This is a genomic window from Dolichospermum sp. UHCC 0315A, assembly GCF_008121535.1.
In the GTDB taxonomy this organism is placed as follows: Bacteria; Cyanobacteriota; Cyanobacteriia; order Cyanobacteriales; family Nostocaceae; genus Dolichospermum; species Dolichospermum lemmermannii.
Genome location: NZ_CP043056.1, coordinates 2,811,550 through 2,829,383 on the forward strand (window position 1 = coordinate 2,811,550; position 17,834 = coordinate 2,829,383).

Below are 17,834 nucleotides of genomic sequence, written 5' to 3' on the forward strand. Positions count from 1 at the left end.
TAATTATTTAGTAATTTTCCCCATATAATTACCCCAAAGTTGTGCCGCTTGGGCGCTGCTGCCAGATGTAGGGGAATTATTATCATTTCCTAGCCAAATGCCGGTAACAAGTTGACGACTGGGAATAAAACCAATGAACCAGAGATCAACATTATTATTCGTTGTCCCGGTTTTACCTGCTTCCCCTAAACCAATAGCGGCGCTACGACCTGTACCATTAGTAATTACTCCCCGCATCAAAGTAGTCATTTGATTGGCAACTTCTTTTTTGATAACTCGTTTGTTACCATTTGGATCGGTATCGAAAGAGTAAATTACCCGACAGGTTTGTAGATCTTTAAGATCCTTACAATCACTACTGTCTCGAATTTTACTAATAGCATGAGGAGGATTCCACACTCCACGATTGCTAATTGCTCCAAATGCCCCGGTCATTTCTAAAACATTAACGACACTTTGACCTAATATCAAGCCTGGAACTGCCTCCAGATCAGATTTCACACCCAACCGCTGCGCCATATCTACTACTTTATTCAAGCCAATTTCTTTTGCTACCCGCAAAGCAATGGGGTTTTCTGAAAGTGCCAAGCCAGTTGCTATATCTAAACTACCACCAGCGCCAGACCGGCAGGGTCTATAAGTAAAACCTTGCCAAGTTAAAGGACTACAAGAATAACTTCTATATGGGGAAATCCCTTTTTCCATGGCCGCAGTGTAAGCAAAAATTTTAAACGTAGAACCTGGCTGACGTTGGGCTTGCACAGAGCGATTGAACTGGCTTTTTCTGTAATCAGTCCCTCCTACCATTGCGACAATACCCCCAGTTTTCGCGTTGAGAGTCACCATTCCCCCTTGGGAAAAACCAAAATTCGAGCCGTCTTTGGTGATGGAATTTTTTAACTCTGTTTCCGCTTTGGCTTGGATAGCTGGATCAAGTTGGGTTTCAATGATATAGTTACCTTCTCTTGCTGCTGCCGGACCTAGTCTTAATGTCAGTTCTTGAAAGACGTAATCATAAAAATAGGGCGCAATGGTTTTGGCTTGTCTTTCACAAACTTTAGGGCTAATTTGGACGGTAGAACGACGGGCGCGGTTGGCTTCTTCTTGGGTGATTTTACCCATTTCCAGCAGTCGCTTAATGACTCGATTCCGATAATCGGCTGCTCCGAGTTTCCGCGGACCACTGCCACAAAAATCAAAGGCATTGGGAGCAGGTAAAATCCCTACTAAGGTTGCTGCTTCGGCCAGAGTTAATTCTTTGGCTGATTTGTTGAAATAATATTTAGCTGCATCTTCAAAACCGGAAGTATCTGCGCCTAAAAAGACTCGATTTAAGTAAGTTAGTAAAATATCATCTTTACTGTAAAAAGTTTCTAACTTGAGGGAGACGACAGCTTCTTTTACTTTCCGTCCTAAAGAGTCTTGACTACCTACATATTCACGGAATAAACTCCGAGCTACTTGCTGGGTAACTGTACTTGCTCCCTGTTGGACATCGCCGCTACGACTGTTAATCAGTACGGCTCGCAACACACCCAAGGGATCTACCCCAAAGTGCCAATAATAACGACTGTCCTCGGAAGCTACAACAGCAGAGGCCAAATATGGTCCAAAGTCAGATATTTTTTTCAGGTCTGTGTGAGCGATATTTCGCGGCTCACGCAGTGGGGTTGAGCCATCACGGGCATAAACAACCACAGGGGCTTTAGTCGCTGTAGGTAAGGGTCTGACAGAAAATTTCATCCATTCTACACCTATGGACAAGGCAATCAAAACTGTAACACCACCGATCCCATAGGCTGTCCAAGTAGCAGCTTTCACATACCAATCTGGTGGGTCTATGTATTGCACACTCACAGAAGCAGCTAGTTGAGGGGGTCCCAGGGTAATAACATCACCATGACGCAGTTCTAGAGCATTTATCCGCCTTTTCCCCAGATAAATACCGTTGGTGGAGTTTTCATCCTTGATGGTGAAAGCGGGAGTGTTTTGGGTGGAATCCCGCGAGAGTGAGAGGTGAATTGCGCTGACAACTTGGTTCCGGACGACGAAATCACAAGATTTAGAACTACGTCCGAGAATATGGCGATCGCCTAACAGATTATGTTCTTCCCTTGTATTTGCCCCGGCATCATGCACTAACAGTTTTGGTACTTTAGCGTTGGGTTTGAGCTTTATGGAAGAACTTACTCTAGCTTGAATGGTACTTACTGCTTGAGTCACTTGACCAAGTAGAGTTTTTGGTTTTTGAGGAGGTTGGGGGGAACTCATAAAAAATTTTAATTACTTGGTGTTTGTTGCCATGAAGCAATTAACAGACAGACAATGCCAATACTAATAAAAGAATCAGCCAAATTAAATACGGCAAAATTAATTAATCGAAAATCGAGAAAATCAACGACGTACCCTAAGGCAAATCTATCAATACCATTGCCCATTGCTCCTCCTAAAATCAAACCATAACCCAATTGCTCCCAAAAACTTAACAATGGTCCTGATAATGCAATGGTCATTAATACTAAACTTACACCTAAAGATAGCCACCGTAACCACTCTACCTTGCCACTTAATAGACTAAAAGCTGCACCTGTATTAGTAACATAGGTGAAATGAAATATCCCCGGGAGTAAGGGCAGTGTTTGTCCTGGGTTAAAGGTTTGCACTACCCAGTATTTTGTCAATTGGTCTAATAAAAATGCTATCAAAGCAGCAATCCAGAAGAAGCGATTTTTTATCCGCATAATAAATTGGTTAATTGTTCTTTGTCAGTTGTCAGTTGTCAGTTGTCAGTTGTTAGTTGTTAGTTGTTCTTCTTTGCTACTGACCAATGACCAATGACCAATGACCAATAACCAATGACCAATGACCAATGACTAATAAAACATTATATGTCGTAGCAGATAAGCTACTATGGTGACAGCACAAACAACTACTAGTTGCCCTGGTAGTGCAAAGCAGGAGTATTTGAGGATAGCTTGAATTAGGGATAAATTTTCTGTTCCTTTCCAAGGCAGAATATAACTAATAATTAAATAAGCAATACCGCAGATGTGAACAGTGAATAAGCCACAAAAACAACTAAAAGCCAGAGTTTCTAGCCGAGGTCTAGCTTTAAAGGCTAAATAACCACAAATCCAAGCTCCGGGAATAAAACCCAACAAATAGCCAAACTGAGATAGCTTAACATAACCGATACCGCCGCCTTCGGCAAATACTGGCAGTAAGGTTAATCCCATGACTAAATAGGCAATTTGCGAGAGCGCACCAGCATTTTGACCTCCTAAACAGCCTACCAACAGCACTGCACCAATTTGATAGCTGACACCTAATGAAAGGGTCCCAATTCCGTGCTGACTCCAGTTCCAAGGTGCGGTAATACCATAGGCTTCTAGAAAAGTACCACCCATTGTGAGGAGCAAGCCTATCATAGACCATAGCAGTTGATTTGACGCAGCAAACATTTATTAGGTGCAAGGGTTAATTAACGGTAGACGAAAAGCTAAAAATTACAACTACAAAACTATATTGGCATTTTTTTGATAAACAATAAGGTGTATCTCTAGAGTAACCCAAGAAAATAGATAAAATATAATCCTACACTAATCCTATTCGGTACAGTGTAGGATTATGCTAACTTTTAACCAACAGAAATTATCTGTGGTTGAGTTGCTACCTTTTTCATAGCTGTGAAAACTTCTTGTCTAGCCCATTTATCAGCATTTAAAATGTCATCTAAAGAGGGATTTTGTGTGTTATCATTTTGATGGCGATCGCAGACAAATTCAATACAGCGAGCAATATCCAAATAGTGAATTTTCTCTTCTAAAAATAACGCCACAGCTTGTTCATTAGCCGCATTCAACACCGCCGGCATAGAACCAGCAGCCTTACCTGCAGCATAAGCCAAACCCATACAAGGATATTTGTGATGATCTGGTTCACGGAAAGTTAAATCACCAGATTTAACTAAATTCAATCTTTCCCAATTAGTGTAAATTCGCTCCGGCCAAGATAAAGCATAAAGTAAAGGTAAACGCATATCTGGCCAACCAAGTTGAGCTAAAACAGACGTATCTTGTAATTCTATTAACGAGTGAATAATACTTTGAGGATGAATGACAATTTCGATGTTATCGTAATCTACTCCAAATAAATAATGAGCTTCAATTACTTCTAAACCCTTATTCATCAAAGTTGCCGAATCTACCGTGATTTTTCGCCCCATTGACCAGTTAGGATGTTTAATAGCATCAGCAACCTTTACCTCTGGTAACTTTTCCACAGGCCAATCTCGAAAAGCACCACCGGAAGCAGTAAGTAATATTTTCCGTAAACCATCTTTAGGAACACCTTGCAAACATTGAAAAATAGCGGAATGTTCGGAATCTGCTGGTAATAGTTTCACCCCGTGTTTTTCCACCAAAGGTAACACCACAGGAGCGCCAGCAATGATGGTTTCTTTATTGGCTAAAGCAATATCTTTCCCAGCTTCAATAGCTGCAATAGTCGGTAATAAACCCGCACAACCAACAATACCAGTTACAACTGTTTGCGAATCGCCATAACGAGCAACTTCTATGACTCCCGCTTCCCCAGCCAGTAAAATGGGCTGAGGATTTAAGTCTTTAATGGCTTCTTTGAGTTCCGGTAACTTTTCAGCAGCAGAAATGGCAGCAATTTGGGGACGAAACTGGCGAATTTGCGCCGCGAATAGCTCCACATTCCGTCCAGCGGACAATCCAACGATGCGGAATTTATCGGGGTGTTCAGAGACGATATCTAAGGTTTGCGTCCCAATTGAGCCAGTAGAACCCAGTAAAGTAATAGCTTTCACAATTTTTTAAGCATTAACAGATAATTTCAACTATAAATGGCTTGGGACTCGTTGATAAGAGCAATTCCGACAATCAATTAACTCCAATCAAAACTTTTGCTATTTTGGCCATAAATGCGTAACATTACATAAACTACCCCATCTTACTTCGTTGAAGATGGGGTTTCTACATCCCCATCAGTAAGTTGAGATTTTTGACGTGGGGTACATCAAATGTTCCAAAAAAGTATAGAAGAACTAATGCGATTTAGCCGCTATCGTTTGAAGGATTACATCAAAGGGCAAAGAGCTATGGAGCTTGCCTTATCTACCTTCTAGCTATCTTGTCCTCCTGTCAGGGAAATTGTAGAGGCTATCAAATTGGTGGATCTTACAGTTCCTCAACAGTCTATTTAGTTTGAATGCTCAAAAAGTTAGTTTGAATGGGAACTAGCTTTATACCAAATAGATTTTCCTACACCAATTTCCAGTATGCTAGATATGAAACCAGAAACCCAACTAACCAGATTTATGGAAAACCAGATTTATGGGGAAAAAGATTGTTACTAGGACTTACGCACTGTACAAATTAACCATGATGTGCATGAACGAAAATCCGTCGTTTCAGGCTTTTGGCGATTAACAATCCCCTGTTTTACCAGAAACATCAACCCCAAATGGCAATAACGGGGGGCAAATAGATTCTGTTGAGGATGGCACACCAGCTATGGTAACACCAGAACCAGCAGAGGAAGTTGTTAACAACGCGTTACAGAGCGCGTTTGTTGGGAATGGCACACAGCTAGATCCAGTTTCAGGAGAACCACTGCTTCAAGGTAGTAATAATGGGTGGGTAAGTGGCTCTGTTGATAATTTAATACCGGATACTGAAATACCAGAACCTGCACTCCGAAGTGTTAATTATGGGCAAGAAAATACCTTTGTTGACAATTCTACTGCTGATGAGGACTTAAGAATCGAGGAACTCAAGCGGGTAACAAATTCGTCTATATCTCGACTCAACTCGGTCTAAAATCCAACCAGTAAGCTAAATACTGAATTAACTCATGAACTTAACACGAACAGAACAGTATGACTTTCTCCCTCGTTTCTACCGTCTTGCGATCGCTAATATTCTTTCAAACCTGATGATTCCTCTAGCGGGTTTAATCAGTGTAGCTTTTTTGGGTCATCTGCAAGAAATTGATGCCTTAGCAGGGGTTTGCATAGCTAATATCTTGTTTAACCTCGTCTATTTGATTCTTGAGTTCTTACGTATGGGAACCACTGGGTTAACCGCTCAAGCTGTGGGAGCAGATGATCAAGAGGCTGCACTGCTAGTGGGACTACGCAATGGCTTAATCGCCTTGGGATTAGGTATCGTACTGTTAATTTTGCAGTATCCTTTGCGAGAGGTAGGTTTTTCGCTCTTGAGTGCTGATATTGATGTTAAAGCTGCCGGCATTGACTATTTCAATGCTCGCATTTGGGGAGCGCCTGCTGTTTTACTGAACTTCGTTCTCATTGGTTGGTTACTGGGACGAGAGGAGAATAGTAAGGTTGTGGTACTTTCAGTTATTGGCAATGCAGCCAATATAATTTTAAACTACTTATTTATTATTCAATGGGGTTGGAATAGTGTAGGGGCTGGAGTATCTCAAGCATCTAGCCAATACTTAATGTTGTTTATCGGCATCCTCTTAGCTAGTCGGAAAGTTCAGTGGCAAGAAATCCGCGCAGTTAGCCCACAAATCATGGATTTTTCAGAGTTGAAAACTATGTTGGCTCTCAATAGAGATATCTTGATTAGAACTATAAGTGAGATGTCTGTCTTTACTATTTTTAGTAATCTGAGTGCCATGATGGGAACGATACTCTTTACCCAAAATTCTTTATTAGGACAGATAACACATCTAAATGTTTACTTAACTAACGGAATGGGATTTGCTACCGAAACCTTAAGCGGAAACTTGAAAGGTAAAGATTCAAAAGAGAAATTGTTACCCTTGCTGAAAGTTTCAGTTGCCAGCAGCTTATTGATAGGACTCACTGTAGCTACAATTTGTGTTTTCTTTCCCCAGGCTGTCTTTGGCATATTAACCAACCATACGGAAATTACTGAACATATTGATACCTATATTTGGTGTTTATGCTTCATACTTATATTCAATTCTGTTGCCTCAATGCTGGAAGGATATTTCTTAGGATTAGCAGAAGGGAAAATTGTTCGTAATGTCAGTTTGATCTCTGCTACTTTGGGATTTATCCCATCAGCTATAGCAGCTTGGTATTTTCACAACAACTATCTTTTGTGGCTATCCATTATATTATTTATGTTTGCCAAAATGGTGACAATGCTAGTGTATTTACCAAAATCTTTGAGTAGTGATACTGAAGTTAATGCAGTTTCTCTGACAACTGTTGAAAATTAAATCGGCTTAAAGAGGGAAGTGAGTTATACCAATTTTATGTAAGGCTGCACAGAATCATGAAATCCATTAATTCATCCGTATTTATCTGCATACCCTATGGCTGATGCCTCCGGCACGCTACCGCGAACGCCACGCAAGCTACGGGAAGCCGCTAACGCGGTTACATCTGCGTTTATCTGCGGTCAATTATTCTTGAAATCTTATTCTATGCAGTTTCATCTTAATTTGGTATTAGTGAGTTAATTACCACTTGCTGTCCTTCTTTTTGACCTTTGATGAAAACATTAAAGAATAAAGATTATTTTTCTAATTTTAGTTCTTGATCATATAATAATTAAAGTTTATTAAATTAGAGTTAAAATGAGAGAAGCGCCAGGGGCTGACATAATTATTCTCAACAGTCAGCAGCAAGTTTTACTTGTACTTCGAGATAATAAAAGCTCTATTCCTTTTCCTAACACTTGGGCATTCCTGGGAGGATATATAGAGAAAAATGAATCTGCAGAAGCAGCTATTCGCCGAGAATTAGTTGAAGAAATGGAACTGGAATTAGGCGAAATTAAATTCTTTAAGTCTTATTTTTGGCAAGAATGTGATGAACACATTTTTTGGACTCGGCTGGATTTAGATATTTCTCAAATAACCCTACACGAAGGACAAAAATTAGCCTATTTTAGTCGAGAGGAAATTAATCAGCTTGAATTTGCCTCTCACTATGATCAAATTCTGGCTGAGTTTTTTGATTTCTTAGCAATTAGTTTAAAATTAAGTATTGGTTAAAGCTAATGAAAAATTCAATTGCAGAAAATTTAAAGAATACACTACCAACAAATATCGCTCAGGGATTGGAAAGTGCTTTAGCTTATTTACCTGGAGGTAAAACAGCAACAATAGAAAAACCCCAATCAGAAGGATTATTTAATCATATCTTATTGATTACAACAGCCACAGATCGCTGCGTTTTTCGTGCCAGACGGGATATTTCCACTGAAGCTGGTGATGCTTATATGCAGTATATGTATGAAGCCACTGGCTTTATCCAAAATGGCGGTTCTTTTAAACTCAGAAATATTGGAGATGAAGTTGATTTTATCAAACGGGCATTAGCTGTTGGCTTACCAGTTCCTAAATTAATCCATGCAGATCAAGATTGGATGCTGATTGAATATGTAACAGGGAAAACTTTGTTGGAATTTCTAGAAACTGGAGAAGTCAAATTTTTGCCGAAGGTTCTACAAGAAATGAATTTAGCTCACAGACAGGGAATTATTTATGCTGATCGCTGGACTGGGAATGAAATGATTGATACCCAGGGAAATGTGCGAATGATTGATTTTGATATTGAATGGTTTTATCAAGGAGGTAATGATGGTACTCTGGAAGCATTAGAAATGGCATGGACTATTTTTAATGCCATGAGAGTAACTAGCAAACGAGATGAATTATTAACAATAGTAGAAACGGAAGTTTTACCATCATTAAAAGCATGGGATTATGACATATCTAAGATGAAACAGTTTGTCGAAGGTTTATGTAACTTTTATCTAAACCCCAATAAGCCTAGTAATAATTGGTCTTTTCCCACAACTTTGTATGTGGCGATGGCTGAACCGGCGAATCGCTTAGTTGCGATGTTTACTGAAGCTGATTAGGGGTTGCTTTGAGTGAGATAATTTAAACCCCGCCAAATCATCAATGATGGCGGGGGTAGATATTACTTGAAGTTAATTTCCTTCATCACTTTCACGTTATAGTAACGACTATCTGTGAGAGAATTGGGAATTTGATTAGCTTTAAATGCTGAAGCTAAATCTTCGATCGCTTCCTTTATAGTATGTGCAGGGACAAATCCCAGTTCTTGCTTAATTTTTTCTGAAGAAATATGGTATGAACGCAGATCGTCGGTGGGTGTAGTCATAATTTCTACAGATTCTCCCACTACTTGACGGGTCATCTCGGCAATTTCCATCAAGGTATGATTTTCATAGCCAGCGTTAAATATTTTACCGTCAATCGCTTCATCTGACCATTGTAGAGATTTTAGATACAGATCGGTCATATCTTCAATATGGATATTGGGACGTTTTTGCTGACCACCAAAAACTGTAATTCTACCATTATTAATTGCGTGGTTAGTGAGAATATTCACCACTAAATCTAGTCGCTGACGGGGGGAATAACCGCAGACTGTAGCAGGACGCAAAACTAAGGTAACAAAACCTGGTTCTCGTTTACTCAATAAGACTTCTTCGCATAAAGCCTTATAACGAGAATAGTCTGTTAAAGGCATTAAGGGTAAGTCTTCTGTGACATTTTCTATTTCTTTGATGCCGTAAACACTGGAGGAAGAAGCATAAATAAACCGCTTCACTCCGGCATCTTTGGCAACGTCTACTAAGTCAAAAAAGGCATCATAATTAATCGAACGGCCTAAGTCTGGATCTAATTCAAAGCTGGGATCGTTGGAAATACAAGCTAAATGAATGACAGCATCACATCCTGGCATGATTTTTTCTAGAAGTTGGCGATCGCGGATATCGCCTTCAATCTCTTCTAAATGAGGATGATCTTTAACGGCATTTAATACATCTTTGCCATAAAGATACAAGTCTATTACCTTAACTCCATATCCAGCTTGCAGAAGTTTAGGAACTAAAATAGCTCCTACATAACCAGCACCACCGGTCACTAAAACTTGTTGAATTGGATTCATTGATTTACTCCTTAATTATCTTTTAAAATGTGGAAATTGTTTTAGCAAACTTTAATAAGCGTCCCTTGTCTACAGGCTTTTCATTTCCTAAAACATTGGCAGCGATCGCTCCGGCCAAATTTCCTAAAAATGATCCTAACTGCACAGGCAAATCTAACTTAGCACTCAAACTGGCTAGGGCAAAAAAGGCATCTCCAGCCCCGGTGGTATCTTTGACTTGTTGTGTCATGGCCGGAGTAATTTCCATCTCTCCATGAGTATTAATTCCCAAAGAACCAGCAGATCCTAAAGTTAACCAACCTTGTTGCGCCCCTAAATGATATTGCAACCGTTTTAGTAACTCTTCTCGATTACCATAACGATTAGAAAATGCCAGACGAATTTCCTGTTCATCTACACAAAATGTATCGGCTCGCTTATATTTACTAATTAGGTTATAACCGTAATTAGCACTATTAGTTTGACAGTTTAAGGCTAAAAATGGTGCTTGTGATTGAATTAATTCAATTGCTTCAGCATCAATTAATCCATGACCATAATCCGCCAAAACCACTAAATCGCAGTTTTTTAACAGTTTTTCCCAAGCATCTAAAAGTTTTTCTCGTTCTTGGGGTCCTAGTCCTTCTTCGTCTATGGAATTAATCGCAAATAATTGGGTATAACCCTTGGTTTTCCCTTGTTGTTCAATATAACGACACTTTGTTACTGTAGAATATTTTTCTACACAATGTAAATTAAGATGCAGCGTACTATCAACATGATTAGCAATCAAATGATGTACATCTGGTTCATCACCAATGGTACTAGCTAGGGTGACAGATTTGGCAAAACTACTGAGATGGTTAGCGATCGCAAAAACTCCCCCCAAATGTTGTTCTTTTTTCACAAAGCGGGTTGATGGCGCTCTTCCTTTTGAGGTTAATCCCTGAACTGTACAGTGAACAAACTCATCAATAATAATATCCCCCAACACCAAAACATTGAGATCCTGCATTGCTTCTATCGCATTTCTAATATCCTCAAAAGCATATTGTTGACTAAAATCATTGGCATAACGTTTTAATTCTGGAGGGATAACATCAAGATAATTATTAATCAGTCGTGTAGAGCTAAAAGTAATTTCTTGAGTATAGCGAATGTCACCTCCGTAAGCTCTTACTTGAGCGATTTCTTTATCAATATTGTGGGTTACATCTTTCTCTGTTTCCGCATATTCATCTCCCTTGCAGTAAATATGAGGACGCACTTTCTCAATTACTTCCAAAGCTGTGACGGCGGGAGTTAAAATTACATAATCAACACAAGCTAAAGCAGCTATAGAATTAACACGCAACTCATCAGAAAATATTGGTCTTCCTGGTCCTCGGTTAATATAAGGAGTAGCAGTTAGGGAAATTACTAATAAGTCTCCCATTGCTTTAGCCGCTTGTAAATGAGCAATGTGTCCGGGATGTAGTAAGTCAAATACCCCATTACAGAGAACGATTTTCCGTCCTTTTTGATGGTAGACAGTGAATACTTCTGCACAAGTTTCAAAGTCAATAATTTTTTCTCTATATATTTCTAATTGCATCTTTATTTCATTGCTAATCTTGGTACAAAAGTTCACAGAAAAATCGAACAATTCAGAACTAGAACATCATTATTTACTTGATGATTCTAGGTTTAGATATCTGACAATTTTTGAAGAAAGAGGTCTACAATTCTAGTTCTTGTCACATATATTTAATATGCAATCATTAAATCTTGTTGTTTACCACAGATAGAATTTCTTCTATATATAAATGGGATGAATATTTTAGGATGCTTTTAGTTCATTTAAACTGAGATAGTTATCCACATTTGCACTAGGTAAAGCACCTTCTACCAAGCCATCAATAATGCAGTGACAAATACATAAGTGCATGATTTCTGCAAAACCATAGGACATCGTGGGAACATAAAAATTTAGATGTCCAAGTTGACGTAAGGGGTTGTTAGGTTGAAAGGCTGAAAGTGTAATCACATGACAATTCATTTTTAGTGCTTGGTAAACACCAGCAAGAATATTTTGTGATTGTCCAGAACTACTAATTGCAAACAAAACATCTCCAGACTGAGCAAATGTAGAAATGGGTTTGCTAAAAACTTGTTCGTAGCCAAAGTCATTACTAATACAGGTAACCAAAGCACCATCGTTAAAGCAAATTGCGGGAATATTACCATTACGCCAGTAGTCAATAGCCTGATGACTAGCTACGGCTGCACTTCCTCCATTACCGATAAATATCACTTTTCGACACTGCTGATTTTGCTTTTCTACTAAAGCCGCAGCCATATCAATTCCTTCTGAATTAGCAAAAGATTTACCTTGATGATCTGTGACTTGAAATTTCTCACCCAGGGTAGATAGTTGCTGGAAGTAATCATTAGAAAATGGATGAAGTCGCTGCTGTACTTTATTCATAAACACTATCAAGTAATTAATGTCATTGTTTTATGTATACCTAAGCCTTGCTACAAAGCGGTCTTTTCTGACCCAGGTTGGGACGGTCTACCACTTCTTCTCACATACCTCTAAGATACAAGGTTGGGTTAAGCGACAGCGCAACCGATTTGTTGGGTTTCATTCTATTGCTTCGCAATGCTAACGTTCCACAACCCAACCTACGAATCAAGACTTTTTCTAATTTGGAAAAGGTATTGTTCATGTATACTATTTTTTCTATTTTTGAAATCTAAAGAAAATATAAAGAATATCTAAAGAATAAATTTTTATGACTTACTCAATTAATGCCAATTAACATTATTTTCAGAAAATCTTTAAAGAATATTAAGAAAACAATAAAGTAGTAATATTTTTGTATAATCAACTAGTAAATTTTAAATAAGTAGATTGGCGTTGAAAATTGTCGTTATAGCAAGGCAAGAGTAAAGAGGTTTTGGGCGATTTTACGTTTCTTTACACAGTTTGGTTTTATTGTCTTCACCTACTTAAATGTACAGTTTAAAATATTAATAACAATAATAAAGGTGGCAAAATTTTTATTTGTGACTGATTTAGATCAGACTTTAGTTGGTGATGATCTAGCTTTAAAGAAGTTAAATCAGTGGTTAAGTAAACAGCGCCGCATTGACGGTACAGTTATCTGTTACACCACAGGGCGATCTCTCCCGCTCTATCAACAACTGATCGCTCAAAAAGAACTCTTAGAACCTGATATACTCGTCCTGGCAACGGGTACAGAAATTTACTACCCAGGCAGTGAAACCCCCGATTCTGAGTGGACAAACAAAATCTCCCTGGGTTGGGATAGAGAACAAGTAATAGAAATAACCAGCCGATTTCCTTGCCTAGTCCCCCAATCTCCCTTAGAACAAACGGACTTTAAGGTTAGTTATTATACTAATACTAAAGGATTATCAGTAACACTTCCGCGATTAAAAGCTATTTGGCAAAATCATGGTTTAGCAGTACAAATGATAGATAACTTTGGGGGTGCATTTTTAGATATCTTACCAGCATTAGCAAATAAAGCTGCATCTGCTCTTTTTCTGCAACAACGGTTAGGTTTTACTAATGAACAAACTCTTATTTGCGGAGATTCAGGTAATGATCTATCTATGTTTGAAAATATGCTTTGTCCCGCTATTATCGTTGGTAATGCCGAACCAAAAATATTAGATTGGCATGAAAATTCCCCACCAGGGAATCGCTATCTGGCAAAAAGTCACTTTGCAAATGGCATTTTAGAAGGATTAAAATATTTTGGATTTTACAGAGAATAATTGATATGAAAACCATTGTTTATCAATCCTATCGGGGAAATGAAACACCAAATTGGCTGGAAACTTGTATGCAAACAGTCAAAGATTGGGCAGAATTAAAAGGCTTTGACTACCGAAGAGTAGACAACTTTTTTGACTATGTTCCCGATTGGTATATAGATAAATCTCAAGGTAAAATTAACGTTATTGCTGATTTAGCTAGATTAGAAATAGCGAAAAAATTTTTAGAACAGGGATATGAGCAAACTATTTGGATGGATGCTGATGTAGTAGTTTTTGATCCCGATAATTTAAACATTGAAACGACAGAAGAATATTTAGTTTGTCGTGAAGTTTGGTTGGATACAGAAGATGATCAAAATTTGGGTGAGGGAACTTTATTTTGTACTGAAAAAGTCACTAATTCCTTAGTTTATTTTACTCAAAAAAATAGTTTTTTGGACTTTTATATATATGCGACTAAATCAATCTTGAAAAATCAGACCGGAAGGTTATCCAGATTAGCAGTTAGTACGAAATTTTTAAGCAGACTTTATGAGATTATGGAATTACCTCTTTTTCCAAATATGGGGCTTTTTAGTCCTATTCTAATGCACGCAATTGTAGAAGATAAAACTGAGATTATCGAGTTATATACAAAAGCCTTGAAATCTCCTATTTATGCGGCTAACTTGTGTTTATCTTTTAGAAATCAATCTCATAAAGGCATCATGGTGACAGATAAACTATTTGAACAATTGATTGATAAATTGTTACAAAATAAAGGAGAAATGATTAACCGATATTCTTCTCCATAATTAAATTCTCATTCCTCATTGGTAAAACACGAGGAATGTAAGAGGATGTTTGAAAAGTTTTGGGCGAATATAATTCACTACTACACAAGCAAAGTCCACCTGCGTGGACTAATGAAAAATCGAGGGTTTCAAACCCACCTCCGTGGGTTTTGTCTGTGTGCAAGATGAACCGCGACTTCTAGTCGCCAGGATTAGTATGAATTAAGACTTTTCAAACACCCTCTAAGCTATAATCAGCAAACCACAATATTTTTTTGTAAGAGGTAAGGTTGTCACAAAATGAATAAAAGCCCAAATATCGCATTTTATACTTGTTGTAACTCTGTGTCTTTTTCTAAGGTACAACTCTTTTTGAGATCTGCTAAAAAACAAAATATAGACGTTAAGGTGCTAGGTGAAGGTCTCGAATGGTCAGCCAATTCTCTAAGACTTCCTTTGATTTTGAAGGAACTAAAGGATGTGAAAGATGACACAATAGTTCTTGTTACTGATGCTTTTGATGTTCTGTATGTACAGAATGCTAACAGTATATATGAAAAATTTATTCAAGGTGGTTATAAGATATTATTTGCAGCAGAGAAATGGTACTCTCATCAGTACGAAGAATACAAAGATTTTTACGATAGCATTAAAGTTCCCTATGATTATAAATATCTGAACGCAGGGACTTTCATGGGATACAAAAAATATGTCTGTGAGATGATTGATAATATTCTTTCTTATCCGAATTTTCATGAAAACGGTAGTGATCAAAGATTGTATGGAAAATACTGTTTTGAAAATCCTGAAACAGTAACCTTAGATTATTGCTGTGATATTTTTTGGTGTACAGCAGGGGAATGGGAAATTTTACCAGAACTGTATGAGATACACAATGGATTTGTCTTAAACAAATTAACTGGCACATATCCTGCAATAATTCACATACCATACTCTAAAAAGTATTATAATGTTCTGCTCAGGTTGGCAGAAGATCTGGGTGATGTTGTATCGCGGTAAAGAATAATCAACAACAATGATGAGGTTAATGTTTCAGAGATCATGACAAGTTTCTATACGAAGATTAATACACCTGATTGGGTTAAAAACGCCGTTTTTTATCAAATATTTCCTGATCGCTTTTCTCGAAGTATTCCCACTGAACAAAAGTGGTTACTTAATATACCCTTAGAAGACTGGAATACTACTCCTACATTTCATGGTTATAAAGGCGGAAATCTTTGGGGAATAATTGAAAAACTAGATTATTTACAAGATTTAGGTATTAATGCAATTTACCTTAATCCTATTTTTACATCTGCCAGTAATCATCGTTATCATACTCTTGATTATTATCAAATTGATCCCTTATTAGGCGGTGAAGAAGCATTTACCAATCTCCTTAAAGAAGCTCATCATCGTAAGATTAAACTTATCTTAGATGGAACTTTTAATCATGCTAGTAGAGGCTTTTATTTTTTCAATGATATTCTCGAAAATGGACAAAATTCTCCTTGGTTAGATTGGTTTAAAATTACAGGTTGGCCTATCTCACCTTATGATAATTCTCGTCCTGCTAATTATGCTTCATGGTGTGATCTTCGTGCTTTACCCGAATTTAACACTAATAATTTAGGAGTGCGCGAATATATTATGCGTATAGGTGAATATTGGATTAAACGTGGTGCAGATGGTTGGCGTTTAGATTCGGCAGATTACATCAAAACTCCTGGATTTTGGCAAGAATTTCGGGAAAGAATCAAAGCAATTAATCCTGAAGCCTATATTGTGGGAGAAATTCCTATGAATGCAACTGAGTGGTTAGATGGCACACAATTTGATGGCGTGTCAAGTTTACCCTTTCTTAATGCTACCACTGCCTTTATTGTCGGCGATCGCCAGGTAAAAGGTCATTTTGCTGAATATGCACCACCACCACCAGCAGATGCGGCTAAATATGGGGAAGAAATTAATCAATTACTGCAACTTTATCCTTGGGAAATTCAACTAACTCAACTTAATGGTATTAATAATCATGATACAGCTAGGTTAATTGATGTAGCTGGAGGCGATCGCCCCAGTTTATATTTAGCAACGTTACTATTATTTACTTTTCCTGGCGCACCTTGCATATATTACGGCGATGAAGTCGGTTTAAACGGTGGTTATGATCCAGAATGTCGTAAAGGATTTCCTGATAAAAAACAGTGGGATCAAGATATTCTTGAATATCATCGTCAATTAATTAAACTCCGTCTTTCTCATCCAGCATTAAGAATAGGTGAATATCATACCTTGTACGCTCAAGGACAAGTTTATATTTTCGCTAGAAGGTTAGAAACAGAAATTTTATTAATTGCGGTAAATGCTGGTAATGAAATAGCAATGGCGAGTATTCAACCATCATGGCAAAATCAACTCAAACAAACATTATTTACATATCATTCCAGTCAAGAAAACTGGACTAAAGAAGCCGAATTTATTAACTTTAAACTTCCACCCCGTAGCGGATTAATTATTGGTTAATTAAGTCATGAAATATCAACAATCACTACTTTTAGCAACTGATTTAGACGGCACTTTTTTAGGTGGTTCTCAACAACAACAATCTGAATTTTATCAATATATTGAAAAACAACGCGATCGCCTACTTTTAGTATATGTCACCGGCAGAGAACTGGACTGGATCAGCAACTTATTAATAGAAAATCCTCATATTCCTAAACCTGACTATATCATTGGTGATGTGGGAACAACTATTGTACATGGTGAAACATTTGAGCCAATTTATCCTGTACAATATTGGATAATTAAACAATGGAATAATGCTAACGAAAAAATTAAAACCCTATTAGCAAATGAACCAGGATTAAAACTACAGGCAGTCAATCCTAAGTATCGTGTATCTTACTATTATGATTCTGAAAAATTGCAACCTAACACCATCCAAAAAGTAATCAATGCCGGATTTGATTGCATTATCTCATCTTATAATAATATCTATTTTTATTTTGATGTCATGCCCAAAGGAGTTTCTAAAGGACCAACTCTCTTGAAATTTTTGGAGGAAATAAAGTTTAATGCAGATGAAACCATAGCTTGTGGAGATACTCTCAATGATTTATCCCTATTTGAAACAGGATTAAAGGGAATTGCTGTGGGAAATTCTCATCCCAACTTAGTTGATAAAATTCAGACAATGGATAATGTTTACCATAGTCCTTATCCTGGTGTGATGGGTATTTGGGATGGTTTGAAATTTTACGGCAAGGATTAAATGTCAAATATATAGGACTCCTATTTGATTTTTGATGGCTTGCGTGGCGTAGGCA

At 37.7% G+C, this 17,834-nt stretch carries 16 protein-coding genes; 9 read left to right on the forward strand and 7 right to left on the reverse strand.

Annotated features, from left to right (window positions below):
- Positions 1-3: 3 nt before the first annotated feature.
- From BMF77_RS13695 to BMF77_RS13710, 4 genes are all read right to left on the reverse strand, one after another.
- Complete coding sequence (locus BMF77_RS13695; protein WP_148763521.1) at positions 4-2,271, reverse strand: transglycosylase domain-containing protein; 2,268 nt, start codon at positions 2,269-2,271, stop codon at positions 4-6.
- An 8-nt stretch (positions 2,272-2,279) separates the two neighbouring features.
- Positions 2,280-2,741 (reverse strand): signal peptidase II, encoded by a 462-nt coding sequence (gene lspA, locus BMF77_RS13700; RefSeq protein WP_148763523.1) that lies wholly within the window; start codon positions 2,739-2,741, stop codon positions 2,280-2,282.
- A gap of 132 nt (positions 2,742-2,873) precedes the next feature.
- Positions 2,874-3,461 carry a biotin transporter BioY gene (locus tag BMF77_RS13705; protein WP_148763525.1) on the reverse strand — a complete coding sequence of 196 codons (588 nt, stop codon included), beginning with the start codon at positions 3,459-3,461 and terminating at the stop codon, positions 2,874-2,876.
- A gap of 176 nt (positions 3,462-3,637) precedes the next feature.
- On the reverse strand, positions 3,638-4,834 hold the full coding sequence (locus BMF77_RS13710) for a 1-deoxy-D-xylulose-5-phosphate reductoisomerase (protein WP_148763526.1): 1,197 nt from the start codon (positions 4,832-4,834) through the stop codon (positions 3,638-3,640).
- 706 nt (positions 4,835-5,540) lie between these two features.
- On the opposite strand from BMF77_RS13710, the gene BMF77_RS27335 reads away from it, so the two are divergent.
- The 4 genes from BMF77_RS27335 to BMF77_RS13735 all read left to right on the forward strand — a co-directional run bounded on the left by BMF77_RS27335 (position 5,541) and on the right by BMF77_RS13735 (position 8,897).
- Entirely contained in the window at positions 5,541-5,846 is a 306-nt protein-coding gene (locus BMF77_RS27335) for a hypothetical protein (RefSeq protein ID WP_210422196.1), read from the forward strand.
- 34 nt (positions 5,847-5,880) lie between these two features.
- Entirely contained in the window at positions 5,881-7,245 is a 1,365-nt protein-coding gene (gene gntT, locus BMF77_RS13725) for a guanitoxin biosynthesis MATE family efflux transporter GntT (RefSeq protein WP_015078138.1), read from the forward strand.
- A gap of 360 nt (positions 7,246-7,605) precedes the next feature.
- Entirely contained in the window at positions 7,606-8,025 is a 420-nt protein-coding gene (locus tag BMF77_RS13730) for an NUDIX domain-containing protein (protein WP_015078137.1), read from the forward strand.
- A 5-nt stretch (positions 8,026-8,030) separates the two neighbouring features.
- Entirely contained in the window at positions 8,031-8,897 is an 867-nt protein-coding gene (locus BMF77_RS13735; RefSeq protein ID WP_148763528.1) for a hypothetical protein, read from the forward strand.
- Between the two features lie 62 nt (positions 8,898-8,959).
- Here BMF77_RS13735 and BMF77_RS13740 read toward each other — a convergent pair whose 3' ends face one another.
- The 3 genes from BMF77_RS13740 to BMF77_RS13750 all read right to left on the reverse strand — a co-directional run bounded on the left by BMF77_RS13740 (position 8,960) and on the right by BMF77_RS13750 (position 12,404).
- Entirely contained in the window at positions 8,960-9,958 is a 999-nt protein-coding gene (locus tag BMF77_RS13740) for an NAD(P)-dependent oxidoreductase (protein ID WP_148763530.1), read from the reverse strand.
- Between the two features lie 22 nt (positions 9,959-9,980).
- Positions 9,981-11,531: a PfkB family carbohydrate kinase gene (locus tag BMF77_RS13745; protein ID WP_148763532.1), complete on the reverse strand. Its 1,551-nt coding sequence runs from the start codon at positions 11,529-11,531 to the stop codon at positions 9,981-9,983.
- 225 nt (positions 11,532-11,756) lie between these two features.
- Positions 11,757-12,404: an SIS domain-containing protein gene (locus BMF77_RS13750; RefSeq protein ID WP_027401734.1), complete on the reverse strand. Its 648-nt coding sequence runs from the start codon at positions 12,402-12,404 to the stop codon at positions 11,757-11,759.
- A 566-nt stretch (positions 12,405-12,970) separates the two neighbouring features.
- On the opposite strand from BMF77_RS13750, the gene BMF77_RS13755 reads away from it, so the two are divergent.
- The 5 genes from BMF77_RS13755 to BMF77_RS13775 all read left to right on the forward strand — a co-directional run bounded on the left by BMF77_RS13755 (position 12,971) and on the right by BMF77_RS13775 (position 17,779).
- Positions 12,971-13,726 (forward strand): sucrose-phosphate phosphatase, encoded by a 756-nt coding sequence (locus tag BMF77_RS13755; RefSeq protein ID WP_148763534.1) that lies wholly within the window; start codon positions 12,971-12,973, stop codon positions 13,724-13,726.
- Between the two features lie 5 nt (positions 13,727-13,731).
- Positions 13,732-14,523, forward strand: a complete 792-nt coding sequence (locus tag BMF77_RS13760; RefSeq protein ID WP_015078129.1) for a hypothetical protein — start codon at positions 13,732-13,734, stop codon at positions 14,521-14,523.
- Positions 14,524-14,802: 279 nt separating this feature from the next.
- Entirely contained in the window at positions 14,803-15,522 is a 720-nt protein-coding gene (locus tag BMF77_RS13765) for a glycosyltransferase domain-containing protein (protein WP_148763536.1), read from the forward strand.
- A gap of 42 nt (positions 15,523-15,564) precedes the next feature.
- Positions 15,565-17,028, forward strand: coding sequence for a glycoside hydrolase family 13 protein (locus BMF77_RS13770; RefSeq protein ID WP_148763539.1), 1,464 nt, complete (start codon positions 15,565-15,567; stop codon positions 17,026-17,028).
- A gap of 7 nt (positions 17,029-17,035) precedes the next feature.
- Positions 17,036-17,779 (forward strand): HAD-IIB family hydrolase, encoded by a 744-nt coding sequence (locus BMF77_RS13775; RefSeq protein WP_015078126.1) that lies wholly within the window; start codon positions 17,036-17,038, stop codon positions 17,777-17,779.
- Positions 17,780-17,834 lie beyond the last annotated feature (55 nt).

Bases quoted from the DNA above. Each gene is read 5' to 3' on its own strand.
- lspA (WP_148763523.1), bottom strand. From the start codon at position 2,741: ATGCGGATAAAAAATCGCTTCTTCTGGATTGCTGCTTTGATAGCATTT.
- BMF77_RS13770 (WP_148763539.1), top strand. From the start codon at position 15,565: ATGACAAGTTTCTATACGAAGATTAATACACCTGATTGGGTTAAAAAC.
- BMF77_RS27335 (WP_210422196.1), top strand. From the start codon at position 5,541: ATGGTAACACCAGAACCAGCAGAGGAAGTTGTTAACAACGCGTTACAG.
- BMF77_RS13705 (WP_148763525.1), bottom strand. From the start codon at position 3,461: ATGTTTGCTGCGTCAAATCAACTGCTATGGTCTATGATAGGCTTGCTC.
- BMF77_RS13750 (WP_027401734.1), bottom strand. From the start codon at position 12,404: ATGAATAAAGTACAGCAGCGACTTCATCCATTTTCTAATGATTACTTC.
- BMF77_RS13735 (WP_148763528.1), top strand. From the start codon at position 8,031: ATGAAAAATTCAATTGCAGAAAATTTAAAGAATACACTACCAACAAAT.
- BMF77_RS13760 (WP_015078129.1), top strand. From the start codon at position 13,732: ATGAAAACCATTGTTTATCAATCCTATCGGGGAAATGAAACACCAAAT.
- gntT (WP_015078138.1), top strand. From the start codon at position 5,881: ATGAACTTAACACGAACAGAACAGTATGACTTTCTCCCTCGTTTCTAC.
- BMF77_RS13775 (WP_015078126.1), top strand. From the start codon at position 17,036: ATGAAATATCAACAATCACTACTTTTAGCAACTGATTTAGACGGCACT.
- BMF77_RS13730 (WP_015078137.1), top strand. From the start codon at position 7,606: ATGAGAGAAGCGCCAGGGGCTGACATAATTATTCTCAACAGTCAGCAG.
- BMF77_RS13740 (WP_148763530.1), bottom strand. From the start codon at position 9,958: ATGAATCCAATTCAACAAGTTTTAGTGACCGGTGGTGCTGGTTATGTA.
- BMF77_RS13745 (WP_148763532.1), bottom strand. From the start codon at position 11,531: ATGCAATTAGAAATATATAGAGAAAAAATTATTGACTTTGAAACTTGT.
- BMF77_RS13695 (WP_148763521.1), bottom strand. From the start codon at position 2,271: ATGAGTTCCCCCCAACCTCCTCAAAAACCAAAAACTCTACTTGGTCAA.
- BMF77_RS13765 (WP_148763536.1), top strand. From the start codon at position 14,803: ATGAATAAAAGCCCAAATATCGCATTTTATACTTGTTGTAACTCTGTG.